Origin of the sequence: Burkholderia sp. BCC0506 (genome assembly GCF_902833145.1) — a bacterium.
Lineage (GTDB): Bacteria > Pseudomonadota > Gammaproteobacteria > Burkholderiales > Burkholderiaceae > Burkholderia.
The window spans coordinates 330,957-346,348 of the sequence record NZ_CADFEN010000003.1 but is presented as its reverse complement, the minus strand read 5'-3'; the positions used below and the strand labels follow the sequence as shown (position 1 = coordinate 346,348).

Annotated in this window: 14 protein-coding genes; 8 read left to right on the top strand and 6 right to left on the bottom strand. The window is 68.6% G+C overall.

From position 1 onward, the window contains the following. Positions 1-59 precede the first annotated feature (59 nt). The 5 genes from HWX62_RS08890 to HWX62_RS08870 all read right to left on the bottom strand — a co-directional run bounded on the left by HWX62_RS08890 (position 60) and on the right by HWX62_RS08870 (position 4,994). A complete protein-coding gene (locus HWX62_RS08890; RefSeq protein ID WP_175929541.1) occupies positions 60-1,091 on the bottom strand; it encodes an ABC transporter ATP-binding protein in 1,032 nt (343 codons plus the stop codon). A gap of 14 nt (positions 1,092-1,105) precedes the next feature. Next, positions 1,106-2,008 (bottom strand): ABC transporter permease subunit, encoded by a 903-nt coding sequence (locus tag HWX62_RS08885; protein WP_175929540.1) that lies wholly within the window; start codon positions 2,006-2,008, stop codon positions 1,106-1,108. 10 nt (positions 2,009-2,018) lie between these two features. Beyond that, positions 2,019-2,843: an ABC transporter permease gene (locus HWX62_RS08880; RefSeq protein WP_175929539.1), complete on the bottom strand. Its 825-nt coding sequence runs from the start codon at positions 2,841-2,843 to the stop codon at positions 2,019-2,021. A 17-nt stretch (positions 2,844-2,860) separates the two neighbouring features. Beyond that, complete coding sequence (locus HWX62_RS08875) at positions 2,861-3,889, bottom strand: ABC transporter substrate-binding protein (RefSeq protein WP_175929538.1); 1,029 nt, start codon at positions 3,887-3,889, stop codon at positions 2,861-2,863. A gap of 79 nt (positions 3,890-3,968) precedes the next feature. After that, entirely contained in the window at positions 3,969-4,994 is a 1,026-nt protein-coding gene (locus HWX62_RS08870; RefSeq protein WP_175929537.1) for a substrate-binding domain-containing protein, read from the bottom strand. Between the two features lie 895 nt (positions 4,995-5,889). Here HWX62_RS08870 and HWX62_RS08865 point away from each other — a divergent pair. The 6 genes from HWX62_RS08865 (at position 5,890) to HWX62_RS08840 (ending at position 12,844) form a co-directional block, all read left to right on the top strand. Beyond that, positions 5,890-6,516 carry a flavin reductase family protein gene (locus tag HWX62_RS08865; RefSeq protein ID WP_175929536.1) on the top strand — a complete coding sequence of 209 codons (627 nt, stop codon included), beginning with the start codon at positions 5,890-5,892 and terminating at the stop codon, positions 6,514-6,516. A 415-nt stretch (positions 6,517-6,931) separates the two neighbouring features. Continuing rightward, positions 6,932-8,164: a 3-methyl-2-oxobutanoate dehydrogenase (2-methylpropanoyl-transferring) subunit alpha gene (locus HWX62_RS08860; protein ID WP_175929535.1), complete on the top strand. Its 1,233-nt coding sequence runs from the start codon at positions 6,932-6,934 to the stop codon at positions 8,162-8,164. Positions 8,165-8,166: 2 nt separating this feature from the next. Next, on the top strand, positions 8,167-9,207 hold the full coding sequence (locus HWX62_RS08855) for an alpha-ketoacid dehydrogenase subunit beta (RefSeq protein ID WP_175929737.1): 1,041 nt from the start codon (positions 8,167-8,169) through the stop codon (positions 9,205-9,207). Position 9,208: 1 nt separating this feature from the next. Beyond that, entirely contained in the window at positions 9,209-10,522 is a 1,314-nt protein-coding gene (locus tag HWX62_RS08850) for a dihydrolipoamide acetyltransferase family protein (protein WP_175929534.1), read from the top strand. A 4-nt stretch (positions 10,523-10,526) separates the two neighbouring features. Next, on the top strand, positions 10,527-11,918 hold the full coding sequence (gene lpdA, locus HWX62_RS08845) for a dihydrolipoyl dehydrogenase (RefSeq protein ID WP_175929533.1): 1,392 nt from the start codon (positions 10,527-10,529) through the stop codon (positions 11,916-11,918). Between the two features lie 296 nt (positions 11,919-12,214). Continuing rightward, on the top strand, positions 12,215-12,844 hold the full coding sequence (locus HWX62_RS08840; RefSeq protein WP_175929532.1) for an NAD-dependent dehydratase: 630 nt from the start codon (positions 12,215-12,217) through the stop codon (positions 12,842-12,844). A gap of 27 nt (positions 12,845-12,871) precedes the next feature. Here the strand turns inward: HWX62_RS08840 and HWX62_RS08835 are convergent, their stop codons facing one another. Further along, positions 12,872-13,789, bottom strand: coding sequence for a LysR family transcriptional regulator (locus HWX62_RS08835; RefSeq protein ID WP_175929531.1), 918 nt, complete (start codon positions 13,787-13,789; stop codon positions 12,872-12,874). Positions 13,790-13,916: 127 nt separating this feature from the next. On the opposite strand from HWX62_RS08835, the gene speB reads away from it, so the two are divergent. Both speB and HWX62_RS08825 read left to right on the top strand, forming a co-directional pair. Next, a complete protein-coding gene (speB, locus tag HWX62_RS08830; protein ID WP_175929530.1) occupies positions 13,917-14,885 on the top strand; it encodes an agmatinase in 969 nt (322 codons plus the stop codon). After that, on the top strand, positions 14,878-15,342 hold the full coding sequence (locus HWX62_RS08825; RefSeq protein WP_175929529.1) for a GNAT family N-acetyltransferase: 465 nt from the start codon (positions 14,878-14,880) through the stop codon (positions 15,340-15,342). The genes speB and HWX62_RS08825 overlap by 8 nt, the downstream gene beginning before the upstream one ends. Positions 15,343-15,392: the final 50 nt, after the last annotated feature.

The window sequence follows — 15,392 nt, the reverse complement described above, 5'->3', positions numbered from 1 at the left end:
TGTTGTGCGGCGGCGTGCGCCGCCGTGGGGTGCTGCACGGATGATGCCCGATCGACGGCTTACGCGCCGAGCGCGATCAGGCCTTCCGGCGCGATCGTGAGGCCGACCGCCGTGCCGCGCGCGAGGGCGATGCGGCCCGGCACGTCGATCACGAGCGCGTCGGGCGCCGCGTGCTCGATCGTGAGCCGCGTGCGCTCGCCGAGGAACGCGCACGCGCCGACCGCGCCGCGCAGCGGCGCATGCGCGGGATCGGCGAGCTGCGCGTCCTCGGGGCGGAAGAACCATTCGTCCGCCGCGTGCGGCGTGACGATCGCGCCGCCCGTCGTTTCGAGCGCACCGTCGCGCCACCGGCCCGCCAGCCGGTTCAGCGTGCCGATGAACTGCGCGACCGTGCGGTTCGCCGGGTGGTAGTAGATCTCGCGCGGCGTGCCGATCTGCTCGATGCGGCCCGCGCCCATCACGACGATGCGGTCGCCGAGCTCCATCGCTTCGGCCTGGTCGTGCGTCACGTAGACGGTCGTCACGCCGAGCGCGCGCAGCAGCGCGTTCATGTCGCGGCGCAACACGTCGCGCAGCTTCGCGTCGAGCGCGGTCAGCGGTTCGTCGAGCAGCAGCACGCGCGGCCGCACCGCGAGCGCGCGCGCCAGCGCGACGCGCTGACGCTGGCCGCCCGACAGCTGATCGACCGGCTTGTCCGCATGCGCGTCGAGCCGCATCATCGCGAGCAGTTCGTCGACGCGTTCGCGCAACGCGCGCGGCTCCGTCTTGCGGATCTTCAGCCCGTAGCCGACGTTGCCGCGCACCGTCAGGTTCGGAAACAGCGCGTAGTTCTGGAAGACCATGCCGACCTGCCGGCGCTCGATCGGCAGTGCGGTGACGTCGTCGTCGCCGAACGCGATCGTGCCGCCGGCGTCCGGCGTGTCGAGGCCCGCGATCAGGCGCAGCGTGGTCGTCTTGCCGCAGCCCGACGGCCCGAGCAGCACGAGCGTTTCCCCGGCGCCGATCGATAGATCCAGCGGTTCGAGCACGCGGGTGCCGCGGAACGTCTTCGCGCAGCCGGTCAGGGTGATGGGAGTGGAATCGAGCTTCATGTCTGCAGGAAAAGTCAGCGCGGGCGCTTCTTCAGCGCGCGCGTACCGGACGGATCGACGCCGAGCCACTGCATCGCGACGAGCAGCGGCAGCGTCATCAGCAGGAACAGGATGGTGTACGCGCTGCCGACTTCGAGGCGCAGCGACGCGTAGGTATCGGCGAGCCCGACCGGCAGCGTCTTGGTGTCGGGCGTATGCAGCATCCATGTGAGGTTGAATTCGCCGATCGACAGCGTGAGCACCGCGAGCGCACCGGCGACGATGCCGGGCCGCAGGTTCGGCAGCACGATCGTGACGAAGCGCGTGACGAACGACGCGCCGAGGCTCGCCGCGCCTTCCTCGAGCGTGCGCAGGTCGGCGCCCGCCGCGACGGCCGCCACCGCGCGCACCATGAACGGCAGCGTGAACACGACGTGGCCGACGACGATGAACCACAGGCTCATCCGGAACGCGGTGAAGCCGCCGTACACGACCAGCAGCGCGAGCGCCGAAGCCAGCCCCGGCAGCGCGACCGGCAGCACGAGCGCTTCCTCGATCGCGCGCGCGATGCGACTCTTGCTGCGCGCGAGCGCATAGCCGGCCGGCACGCCGACGACGAGCACGATCGCGAGCGTCGCGGACGCGACATAGAGCGACAGCGCGACCGAGCCGTGATACTGCTGCCACACCTGTTCGAGCCAGCGCAGCGTGAGGCCGCTCGACAGGCCGCGGAAATAATTGACGGTCAGCCCCGCGAGCACCGACATCACGACGGGCACGATCAGGAACGCGCACAGCAGTAGCGTGACGCCCCATTGCAGCGCGGCGATCGCCCGCGCCCCGGCGGCGCGCGGCGCACGCCGCGCGGCACGCTTCGCTGGCAACGGAGCCGTAGCGGGCGCCGGCGACGGCGCGGAAGAGCCGGAAAGCGATTGCATACTGGAATCCTCAGGCCGCGGCGGCGGCGGTGTGGCCGGTGAAGCGGCGCGCGAGCGCGAGCACGGCCCAGGTGACGATGCCGAGCACGATCGACAGGCCGGCCGCGGTCGCGATGTTCGCGTTCAGCGTGAACTCGGTATAGATCGTCATCGGCAGCACGTTCAGGTCGGTGGCGAGCGTGAACGCGGTACCGAACGCGCCCATCGCGGTCGCGAAGCAGATCGCGCCGGCCGCGATCAGCCCCGGCGCGAGCGCGGGCAGCACGATGTCGACGAAGATGCGCCACGGCGATGCGCCGAGCGAACGCGCGGCTTCCTCGAGCGACGCGTCGAGCTTCGACGCGGCCGCGATCACGGTGACGATCACGCGCGGAATCGAGAAGTACAGGTAGCCGACGAACAGGCCGGCGACCGAATACGCGAAGACCCACTTGTCGCCCGTGAGCTTCGCCGACAGCATGCCGATCAACCCCTGGCGCCCGGCGAGCATGATCACCATGAACCCGACGACGACGCCCGGGAACGCGAGCGGAAACGTCAGCAGCGCGAGCAGCACGCGCTTGCCGGCGAATTCGCGGCGCGCGAGCAGCAGGCCCGAGATCGTCGACAGCGCGAGCGTCGCGAGCGTGACGCCGGCGGACAGCGCGACCGTCTCGCCGAGGCTCTTCATGTAGCGCGCATTGCCGAGCAGCGCCGCGTAGTGCGAGAAGAACGCGCCGTCGGCGGACACGCGCACGAGCGACGCCATCGGCAGCAGCCAGAACGCGGCGAATACCGCCAGCGCCGGCGCGACGAGCGCGACGCGCCAGCGCAGTGGAAAAGTCAGGTCGAGCATGACGTGGGGCCGGCCGCTTACTGCATCACCTGCAGGTATTGCTGGCCGAACGCTTGCTGGCCGGCCGCCATCTTGCCGAAATCGACCGACCTCGCCCGCGCGTATTCGCTCGCCGGCAGGAACTTCGCGGCAACGTCGGCGCCGAGCGCCTGCGCGCGCACCGGGCGCAGGTACGCATTGGCCCACAGCTTCTGGCCTTCGTCCGACAGCACGAAATCGAGCACCTTCTTGCCGTTCGCATCGTGCGGCGCGCCCTTCACGAGGCTCATCACGTACGGCACCGCGATCGTGCCTTCCTTCGGGATCACGAACTCGACGTTCGCGTTGTCCTTGTATTTCGCGCGATACGCGTCGAAGTCGTAGTCGAGCAGGATCGGAATCTCGCCGGACAGCACGCGTGCGTAGGCCGTCTGCTTCGGCACGATCGGCGCGTTCGCCTTCAGCTTGCGGAACCACTCGAGGCCCGGCTTGAAGTCGTCGAGGCTGCCGCCGAGCGCCTGGTTGACGGCGACCGCACCCGCATAGCCGACGAACGCGCTCGACGGATCGAGATAGCCGACCATGCCCTTGTATTCGGGCTTCAGCAGATCGGCCCACGAACGCGGCACCGGCTTGCCGTCGAGCGCGTCCTTGTTCACGAAGAAGCCGAGCGTGCCCGAGTGGATCGCGAACCAGTAGCCTTGCGGGTCCTTCAGGTTCGCGGGAATGTCGTTCCAGTGCGCGGGCTTGTACGGCGCGATCACGCCCTTGTCCTTCGCCTGGAATGCCGACGATACGCCCAGGTAGACGACGTCGGCCACCGGGCTCTTCTGCTCGGCGATCAACTGTGCGATCGACTGGCCCGAGTTCTTGTTGTCGAACGGCACGCGGATGCCGGTCTTCTGCTTGATCGCCGCGATCTGCGCGGCCCAGTCGGCCCATTCGGGCGGGCAGTTGTAGCAGATCGCCGTTTCGTCGGCGTGGGCCGCGGGGGCGCCGGCGACGAGCGCGGCGAAGGCGAGCGGCGCGGCAAGCGCGCGCAGCAGCGAGGTCAGGCGAAAGGACACGGTGGGTCTCCGGGCGAGTGGGGTGACGCTGGGGTAACGGGGTGTGGTGATCGGTGTACGTGCCGCGTGCGTGTTGCGCTCAGGCCTCGCGCAGTTGCAGGTCGGCGGCCGGCGGTGCGACCGTCGCACCATCGCGCACCGCATGCGGCAGGATCATCGACGTGCGCTCGATCGCTGCGCCGCCGATGCATTCGACGAGACGCTGCCACGCGTGACGGCCGATGTCGCGGTTCGGCGTCGCGACGCTCGCGAGCGGCGGCGCGAGCAGCTCGCCGATCGCGATCCCGTCGAAGCCGAGCACCGACAGGTCGTCGGGGATCGAGAAACCCGCGCGGCGCAGGCCGCGCATCACGACCATCGCGAGCAGGTCGTTGCTGCAGAAGAGGGCGGTCGGACGCGTGGCCTGCGCGGTGAGATGCGCGAGCACTGCGTCGGGCAGCTCGGGCGCGGTGAAGTCGACTTCGACGGGCGGCAGCGGGGCGACGCCGGCTTCGTCGAGCGCTTGCGCATAACCGAGATGACGCTGGCGTGCGCGATCCGACGCGGCGAGCGAACCGGCCAGCATCAGCACGCGGCGGTGGCCGCGCGCGGTCAGCAGCCGCACGCCGTCATAGGCGGCGCGGCGGTTGTCGACCGACACCGACGGACGGCGCTGCGTGTCGTTGTGCATCAGCACGTAATGCGGGCCGTCGCGATCGAGCATGTCGAGCAGCGGGTGCGTATCCGCATCGGCGACGGTGAGGATCAGCCCTTCGACGCGCTGCTCGCGCAGCGTCTCGATCGCATGACGCTCGCGCGCCGCGTCGTATTCGGTCGTCATCAGGATCAGCTTGAAACCGGCCGCGGTCGCGAGCGCGTCGATGCCTTGCAGGCAGTCGGCGAACACCGGGTTCGACAGCGTCGGCACGACGACGCCGACGAGCCGCGTGCGCTCGCCGCGCAGTTGCCGGCCGAGCGGGCTCGGGCGGAATTGCAGCGTGTCGATCGCGGTGCGGATCGTCTGCAGCGTGGCGGGGCTGACGGTATGCGGTGCGTTGATCGCACGCGAAACGGTGGCGATCGAGAAGCCCGCGAGGGCGGCGACGTCCTTGATGGTCGAGGTCATGAAATAACGCGATGTAAACGTTTTCGGCCGGGAAATTATCGAAAACGTTTGTGACTTCGCGATGACGCACGCGACGCTTGTTTCGTGAAAAGCACGACACAAACGTCAGACGGTTGGGGCCGTCGGACGACGCGCGGTCGATTGTATCGGGGCAGGGTGCGGCGCGGGACGAAATCGTCGGCCGTGTGGCATCGGTGTCGTATCGGTGCCGAATGCGCAGGACGAAGCGGTGCGACGATGGCTGGGGCACGATAGGGCGCGCGCGGAATAAGGGAACGCATGCGCCAGCAGTGGTAGAATCGCGTCCGCCCTCTTGCCGGGGTGATGAAATTGGTAAACATAGCGGACTTAAACGATTGAGTGCCCGGCCGGAAACGGTCGGTGCAGAACCCTTCAAATTCGGCGAAACCCCTGATGCGCGCATCGAGGCAACGCCGAGCCAAGCCTCGCGGCATCCGCGAGGAAGGTGTAGAGACTAGACGGGGGGCACCTAAGGCGCATGGGCAGCGGTCACGCCCGCACGCGACGGTGAAGGCATAGTCCAGCGCACGAACGGTTCGCGCACGCGACGCCGGCTTTGAAAGAAGCAGTGTGACGAAAATCCGCCGCCTTAACTGGCTTGCCGGTTCGAGTCCGGTCCCCGGCACCATCGATTGCGTTGACGCGATTCGATGAAGGTGTAAAAAACCCGCGAGAAATGAAGCGCTCGCGGGTTTTTTATTTGGCGCAGACCTATGCAGCGGCACGTCAGCGAGGCTCGCAACGCACGCCGCTGCACCGAAAACCACGCCATGTGATACTGGCACGCACGTCGCACCGGACGCTTGCGTCGCCATCGGCAAATGCGTCCCGCCGACAGCCTCCATATCGTTTGCCTTTCGCCTGACCACCCGTCATGACCGACTCGACCCATCACTATTACGAACCGTCGCAAGGCCACGGCCTGCCGCACGATCCGTTGAACGCGATCATCGGCCCGCGCCCGATCGGCTGGATTTCATCCCGCGGCAGCGACGGCACGCTGAACCTCGCGCCGTACAGCTTCTTCAACGCGTTCAACTATCGCCCGCCGATCATCGGCTTTTCGAGCACCACCGCGAAGGACAGCGTGCGCAACGTGCAGGAAACCGGCGAGTTCGTGTGGAACCTCGCAACGCGCGATCTCGCCGAGCGGATGAACCAGACCTGTGCCGCCGTGCCGTACGACGTGAACGAGTTCGAACTCGGCGGCTTGACCGCGGTGCCGTCGCGCCTCGTCGACGTGCCGCGCGTCGCGGAAAGCGGCGTGAACTTCGAATGCAAGGTGACCGACGTGATCCGCTTGCGCGATCATCACGGCGTCGAGACGCCGGCCACGCTGGTGCTGGGCGAGGTCATCGCGGTCCACATCCGCCACGACCTGCTGAAGGACGGTATCTTCGATACCTTCGGTGCAGGCATCATTCTTCGCGCGGGCGGCCCGTCGGCCTACGTGCACGTGAAGCCCGACAGCCGCTTCGACATCTTCCGTCCCGACGCATGATCGATCGCGCGCCGCAGTAAGCCGGCAATCGGGCGCGCCGGCGCCCGAACCCGACGAAAGACCCTGCCGGGATCCATGATCTCCGCGGGGTCTTTTGCTTCGTACCCTCACATGATCGGGACGACATCGATCCGTCCGTCCCCGATACCCGATCGTCGTCGCCGGCCCGACGACGATGCGCCGCAGCAAACCCGTCCTTCGCCGGCCTCGTCCGCCGCACCCGAGCGTCGCCGCAATCCACCATGGCAAATCTGCTCACCATGAACGAGCGGCTTGGGCATCGACGCGCGTCGCTGCCAGGCATAAATTTCCAAGGTTGACGTGCTTATCCGCGCGTCAGCTCGCGCGCGCGGCCGGCAACCGGCCCGCGCGTTCCCAAACAGCGTGAGACACAATCGAGCGTGGAGACGACACGATGAGCCTGTCAGAGCCATTGCGTCTGCATGTGCCGGAGCCCACCGGGCGCCCGGGCTGCAAGACGGACTTTTCCTATCTGCATCTATCGCCGGCCGGCGCCGTCCGCCGCCCGCCGATCGACGTAGCCGCGGCGGACACCGCCGATCTCGCCCGCAGCCTCGTGCGCGTGCTCGACGACAACGGCAAGGCCGTCGGCCCGTGGGCCCCCGATCTCGACGATGCGCGGCTGCTCGCCGGGCTGCGCGCGATGCTCAAGACCCGCATTTTCGACGCGCGCATGATGATTGCGCAGCGCCAGAAGAAAATCTCCTTCTACATGTTGAGCCTCGGCGAGGAGGCGATCGGCACCGCGCACGCGATGGCGCTGCGCGACGGCGACATGTGCTTTCCGACCTACCGGCAGCAGAGCATCCTGATCGCGCGCGACGTGCCGCTCGAGCGGATGATCTGCCAGCTGATGTCGAACGAAGGCGATCCGCTGAAGGGCCGCCAGCTCCCGGTGATGTACTCGGATCGCGAAGCCGGATTCTTCTCCATTTCCGGCAACCTCGCGACGCAATTCATCCAGGCGGTCGGCTGGGCGATGGCGTCGGCGATCAAGGGCGACACGAAGATCGCGTCCGCGTGGATCGGCGACGGCGCGACGGCCGAAGCCGATTTCCACACCGCGCTCACGTTCGCGCACGTGTACCGCGCGCCGGTCGTGCTGAACGTGGTCAACAACCAGTGGGCGATCTCGACGTTCCAGGCGATCGCGGGCGGCGAGGGCACGACCTTCGCCGGGCGCGGCGTCGGCTGCGGGATCGCATCGCTGCGCGTCGACGGCAACGACTTCCTCGCGATCCATGCGGCGTCGAGCTGGGCGGCCGAACGCGCGCGCCGCAATCTCGGCCCGACGCTGATCGAGTGGGTGACCTACCGCGCCGGCGCGCATTCGACGTCGGACGATCCGACCAAGTACCGGCCGAGCGACGACTGGTCGCATTTCCCGCTCGGCGATCCGATCGAGCGCTTCAAGCGTCACCTGATCGCGAAGGGCATCTGGTCGGACAGCGCGCAGGACGCACTGACGGCCGAGCTCGAGGCCGAGGTGATCGCCGCGCAGAAGGAAGCGGAGAAGTACGGGACGCTGGCCGACGACCGGATTCCGTCGCCGGCCTCGATGTTCGACGACGTGTACAAGGAGCTGCCCGCGCACCTGCGCCGTCAGCGCCAGGAACTGGGGGCGTGATCATGGCGCAACACGAGACAGGGACGGCGACGCAGCCGATGACGATGATCCAGGCGCTGCGCTCCGCGATGGACGTGATGCTCGGGCGCGACAGCGACGTGGTCGTGTTCGGGCAGGACGTCGGCTACTTCGGCGGCGTGTTCCGCTGTACCGAAGGACTGCAGAACAAATACGGCAAGTCGCGCGTGTTCGATGCGCCGATCTCCGAAGGCGGGATCGTCGGCGCGGCGGTGGGGATGGGCGCGTACGGGTTGCGGCCCGTCTGCGAGATCCAGTTCGCCGATTATTTCTACCCGGCCTCCGACCAGATCGTGTCGGAAGGCGCGCGGCTGCGCTATCGCTCGGCCGGCCAGTTCACCGCGCCGATGACGATCCGGATGCCGTGCGGCGGCGGCATCTACGGCGGACAGACGCACAGCCAGAGCCCGGAGGCGATGTTCACGCAGGTGTGCGGGCTGCGCACGGTGATGCCGTCGAATCCGTACGACGCGAAAGGGCTCCTGATCGCGTCGATCGAGAACGACGATCCGGTGATCTTCCTCGAACCGAAACGGCTGTACAACGGGCCGTTCGACGGCCATCACGAACGGCCCGTCACGTCGTGGCTCAAGCATCCGGCGAGCGCGGTGCCCGAAGGCTACTACACGGTGCCGCTCGATACGGCCGCGGTCGTGCGGCCCGGCAACGACGTGACGGTGCTCACGTACGGCACGACGGTGCACGTGTCGCTGGCTGCGGCCGAGGAGACGGGCATCGACGCGGAAGTGATCGACCTGCGCACGCTGTGGCCGCTCGATCTCGACACGGTCGTCGCGTCGGTGCGCAAGACCGGGCGCTGCGTCGTGGTGCACGAGGCGACGCGCACCTGCGGCTATGGCGCGGAGCTCGTGTCGCTGGTCCAGGAACACTGCTTCTACCACCTCGAAGCGCCGGTCGAGCGCACGACGGGCTGGGACACGCCCTATCCGCATGCGCAGGAGTGGGCGTACTTTCCGGGGCCGGCCCGGGTCGGCGAAGCGTTGCGACGCGTGATGGAGGCGTGAGATGGGGATTCATGTCATCAAGATGCCGGATATCGGCGAAGGGATCGCCGAGGTCGAGCTGGTGGCCTGGCATGTGGAAGTCGGGCAGACGATCAAGGAAGACCAGCCGCTCGCCGACGTGATGACCGACAAGGCGGCGGTCGAGATTCCGTCGCCGGTGGCGGGCAAGGTGCTCGAACTGGGCGGCCGGATCGGCGAGATGATGGCGGTCGGCAGCGAGCTGATCCGGCTGGAAGTCGAAGGCGACGGCAACCTGAAGGCCGCGGCACCGGTGCGAGAAACAAAGGTGGCAACCGCACCGGTCGCGGCGGCGGCGCCGTCGAAGCCGGTGGCCGACGCGCCGGCCGAGCCGCCTGCGCAGCCTGAGGCGCCTCGCGCACCGGCGAAACCGCGCCGCGACGAACCGGTCGCGCCGCCGCGCGCGGCGCTCGCGCCGGGCGAACGTCCGCTCGCGTCGCCGGCCGTGCGCCAGCGTGCATGGGACATGGGCATCGAGCTGCGCTACGTGCGCGGCACGGGCGAAGCGGGGCGGATCGTGCATGCGGACCTCGATGCGTATGCGCGCACCGGCGGCGGCGCGGCGCACGCATCGCAACCGCGCGGCTACCACGAACGCCACGACGAAACCGACGTGCCGGTGATCGGCCTGCGGCGCGCGATCGCGCGCAAGATGCAGGAAGCGAAGCGCCGCATCCCGCATTTCAGCTACGTCGAGGAGATCGACGTGACCGAGCTCGAATCGTTGCGCGCGGAACTGAACCGCCGCCACGGCGACACGCGCGGCAAGCTCACGCCGCTGCCGCTGTTGATCCGCGCGCTGGTGATCGCGCTGCGCGACTTCCCGCAGATCAACGCGCGGTTCGACGACGAAGCGGGCGTCGTCACGCGCTACGGCGCGGTGCACATGGGTGTCGCGACGCAGACGGACGGCGGCCTCACGGTGCCCGTGCTGCGCCATGCGGAAGCGCGCGACGTGTGGTCGATCTCGGCGGAAATCGCGCGGCTCGCCGACGCGGTGCGTGCGAATCGCGCGCAGCGCGACGAACTGAGCGGCTCGACGATCACGATCTCGAGCCTCGGCGCGCTCGGCGGCATCGTGTCGACGCCGGTGATCAATCATCCGGAAGTGGGCATCGTCGGCGTGAACCGGATCGTCGAGCGGCCGATGATCCGCGACGGCGCGGTCGTCGCGCGCAAGATGATGAACCTGTCGTCGTCGTTCGACCATCGCGTGGTCGACGGTGCGGATGCGGCCGAATTCATCCAGGCCGTGCGCGCGGTGCTCGAACGCCCGGCACTGCTGTTCGTGGAGTGAGCCGATGAAGAACGAACACACCACACTGCTCGTCATCGGCGGCGGGCCGGGCGGCTACGTCGCCGCGATCCGCGCCGGCCAGCTCGGCATTCCGACCGTGCTCGTCGAACGCGACCGGCTCGGCGGCACCTGCCTGAACATCGGCTGCATTCCGTCGAAGGCGCTGATCCACGTGGCCGACGCGTTCGAGCAGGCGTGCGGCCATGCCGGCGAGGCGGCGCTCGGGATCCGCGTGCGCACGCCCGAGATCGACATCGCGAAAAGCGTCGCGTGGAAGGACGGCATCGTCGATCGTCTGACGCGCGGCGTCGGCGCGCTGCTGAAGAAGAACGGCGTGCGCGTGCTGCACGGCGACGCGCGCGTGATCGACGGCAAGACCGTCGAGGTCGTCGGCGGCGGCCATACGGTGCGGATCGGTTGCGAACACCTGCTGCTCGCGACCGGTTCCGAACCGGTCGAGCTGCCGTCGATGCCGTTCGGCGGGCACGTCGTGTCGTCCACCGAGGCGTTGTCGCCCGCGACGCTGCCGAAGCGGCTCGTCGTCGTCGGGGCCGGCTATATCGGGCTCGAACTCGGGATCGTTTATCGCAAGCTGGGCGTCGACGTCAGCGTCGTCGAAGCGGCCGAGCGCGTGCTGCCTGCGTACGATGCCGAACTCGTGCGGCCGGTGGCCGATTCGCTCGCGCGCCTCGGCGTGCGGCTATGGCTCGGCCACAAGGTGCTCGGGCTGGACGAGCACGGCGCGGTGCGCGTGCAGGCGGCCGATGGCGCCGAGCAGACGCTGCCGGCCGATCGCGTGCTGATCGCCGTGGGCCGCCGGCCGCGCGTCGACGGGTTCGGGCTCGAGACGCTGATGCTCGATCGCAACGGCCGCGCGCTGCGGATCGACGACGAATGCCGGACCTCGATGCGCAACGTCTGGGCGATCGGTGACGTCGCGGGCGAGCCGATGCTCGCGCATCGCGCGATGGCGCAAGGCGAGATGGTGGCCGAGCTGATCGCCGGCCGGCGTCGCGCATTCACGCCCGCGGCGATTCCGGCCGTGTGCTTCACGGATCCCGAGATCGTGACGGCCGGCTGGTCGCCGGACGATGCGCACGCGGCCGGCGTCGATTGCCTGAGCGCGTCGTTCCCGTTCGCCGCGAACGGGCGGGCGATGACGTTGCAGGCGACCGACGGGTTCGTGCGCGTCGTCGCGCGGCGCGACAATCATCTGATCGTCGGCTGGCAGGCGGTCGGGCGCGGTGTCTCGGAGCTGGCCGCGGCGTTCTCGCAATCGCTGGAGATGGGCGCGCGGCTGGAGGACATCGGCGGCACGATCCATGCGCATCCGACGCTCGGCGAAGCGCTGCAGGAAGCGGCGTTGCGCGCGCTCGGACACGCGCTGCATGTCTGACGGGCGAGCCTGACAGGGCGCCGCCGGTGCACGACGCACGCATCGGCGGTGCGCCGGTTCCGAAGCCGGTCCGGTCGGGTCGCCCGTACCCGCATCCGCACGTCGGGCCGGGAACGCGTCCCGCAGCCGCACCAGCCGGGACGAATTCGATGGCCCAGGGCCCTGCGTGACAAGCCCGTAATTTTTCGAGACGAGGGCAGGGTTGTCGGCGCCGCGTCGGCCGACGATCATGTGGATAGCCGGAAGCCGGGCCGCCTCGGGCCCGCCAACGCAGGCACCACAGGGAAGACCCCGATATGAAACTGCTGCTCGTCGGCGCGACCGGACTCGTCGGGCGCCACGTTCTCGAAGCCGCGCTGGCCGATGCGCGCGTCGATCAGGCGATCGTCGTCGCGCGCCGGCCGTTGTCGCCGCATCCGAAGATGCGCGCGCTGGAAGTCGATTTCGATCATCTGCCCGATTCAGCCGACTGGTGGTGCGCGGATGCGGTGATCTGCACGCTCGGCACCACGATGCGGGCCGCCGGTTCGCAAGCGGCCTTCCGGCGCGTCGATCACGACTATCCGCTCGCGGTCGCGCGGCTTGCGCACCGGCATGGCACGCCGACCTACGTGCTGAATTCCGCACTCGGCGCGGATGCCGGGTCGCGCATCTTCTACAGCCGCGTGAAGGGCGAGCTCGAACAGGCGCTCGCCGGTGTCGGGTTCGAATCGCTCACCTACGTGCGACCGGGCCTGATCGACGGCAGTCGCGACGAGTTCCGCTTCGGCGAGCGGCTGTTGGTGTTCGCGCTGAGCGCCGCCGGGCCGGTGCTGCCGGCGAAGTGGCGCGTGAACCCCGCGTCGCGGATCGCGCGCGCGTTGCTCGACGCGGCGATCGACGCGCGGCCGGGCGTGCAGGTCATCGCCTCCGACCGGCTCGTTTGACGCGGCGCGTGCCGCGCGCCCGCCCGGCTATTCGTCTGCGTTGTCGTCGAGCGCGTCGAACTGCTCGGCGAGCGCGGCCGCGAACGCATCCAGCGCTTCGCTGCCGCCCGAATTCCTCGGCGTCGCGAGCTGGAATGTCACCGTGTGGCTCAGCTTGCTCGCGAGCAGCCGGCGCATCTTCCTGGCGGCGACCCACGGCGCGGCGACGTGGTCGGGCAGGAAACCGACGTGCGCGCCCGACAGGATGAAGATCACGTCGGCATCGACGTTTTCCGAGAACGCGGTCGGCTGCGCATCGCGCAGCGCCGCCCCCGACGTGTTCGTCTTGTACAGCCGCGCGACGTTGCTCGCGCGTGAGACGTCGTTGACCGACACGGTCTTCTTCGCGAACAGCGGATGGCGGGCGCCGCAATACAGCGACTGGTGCTCGACGAACAGCGGTGCGTAGTGCAGCCCCGCCTGGTGGCCGGAGAAATAGCCGATCGCGAGCTGCAGTTCGCCTTTCAGCAGCCGGCGCTCCAGCTCGTCGGGCGGCACCGCGATCATCTCGATCAGTACGTCCGGCGCGCGCTCGCGAAAGCGGCCGACGGCCGCCGCGATCGATTCGACGACGTCGGGCGAGAGCCGTTCGGACAGGCCGATGCGCAACTCGCCGAGCAACGTGCCGCGGACGTGCTGCGTGTCGCGCGTGAACACGTCCATCGCGTGCAGCAGGCGGCGTGTCGACTGCAGCACGCGTTCGCCCTTCGGTGTCAGCCGGAAGCCGCTCTTGCCGCGATCGCACAGCCGGAACCCGAGCCGGGTCTCGAGCTTGGCCATCTGCGTGCTGATCGTCGACGGCGCCATGCCGAGCGTGCCCTGCGCGGCGCTGAAGCCGCCGCTCTCGGCGATCGTCAGAAAGAGCCGCAGCAACTGCACATCCATGTCTCTGAGCCGGGTCAGCATGGCGATACATCGCGTTTCGTGAAGTTGACTTATGTTAGTTCATATTTTTCGTTGCATGCGAGGAAGGCAGAATCGGGCACGAGGTCGCCAGCAGCGCGGCCGTGCCCTTTCAGACAGGAATCCGACGATGAGTCAGAACGATCTCGCGTTCACCCGCGACAGCCTCTACGGCACCCGGGCCGAACCGACTTTCGCGGGCGCGACGAGCTTCATGCGCCGGCGTTTCAGCCGCGATCTCGACGGCGTCGACCTCGCGATCACCGGCGTGCCGTTCGACTCCGCCGCCTCGCACCGGCCCGGTACGCGTTTCGGTCCGCGCGGGTTGCGGATCGCGTCGACGGGCATCGCGTGGGCGCGCCCGTGGCCGTGGTCGTTCGATCCGTTCGACGTGCTGGCCGCGGTCGACTACGGCGATTGCGCATTCGATCTCGGGCAGCCCGAATCGGTGCCGGGCGCGATCGAGCGGCATGCCGACGCGATCCTCGCGCGCGGCTGCGCGATGCTGACGCTCGGCGGCGATCACTTCATCACGTATCCGCTGCTGAAGGCGCATGCGAAGGTGCACGGGCCGCTGTCGCTCGTGCATTTCGACGCGCACACCGACACGTGGCCCGATCGCGACGTGAAGCGCATCGATCACGGGACGATGTTCTATCACGCGGCGCGGGAAGGGTGGATCGTGCCCGAACGGTCGGCGCAGATCGGGATTCGTACGACCAACGACGAGCCGATGGGCTTCGACATCCAGGATGCGCGCCACGTGCATGCGTCGACGCCCGCCGCGGTCGCCGCGCGCATTCGCGAGCGTGTCGGCGATCATCCGGTGTACCTGACGTTTGACATCGACTGTCTCGATCCGGCGTTCGCGCCGGGCACCGGGACGCCGGTCTCGGGCGGCCTGTCGAGCCATCAGGCGTTCGAGATCCTGCGCCACCTCGACGGCATCAACCTCGTCGGCATGGACGTGGTCGAAGTGTCGCCGCCGTACGATCATGCGGAAATCACGTCGCTGGCCGGTGCGACGATCGCGCTGGAACTGATCTGCCTGCATGCGTCGCGCCGGCGGCAGAAAAAGGAAGCCGCGATCGATGGATGACCTCACCTGGCGCAAGGCCGTTCCCGGCGACGCGGCCGAATGCATCGCGCTGCGTGCGCGCACGCGCGAGAACGCGTTCACCGAAGCGCAATTGCGCGTGCTCGGCATCACCGTGGAAAGCTGGGACGCCGGTATCCGCGACGGCCGGTTCTCGGGGCACGTCTGCCGTGCGGGCGGACGCATGGTCGGCTACTGCTTCGGCGACACCGGTTCGGGCGAGATCGTCGTGCTCGCGATGCTGCCCGACTACGAAGGGGCAGGGATCGGCAAGGCGTTGCTGCGGCGCGTGATCGACGATTTCGCGGCGAGCGGCTTCACGTCGCTGTTTCTCGGCTGCTCGACCGATCCCGCGTCGCGCTCGTATGGCTTCTATCGCCATCTCGGCTGGACGCCGACGGGGAAGCTCGACGACGCGGGGGACGAGATCCTGACGTTTCAGGTCGGGCAGCGCGATTAAGCGCATGTGTTGTCCGGCGCATGGCGTCTGCGCCGTCCGGGCAACCGCTC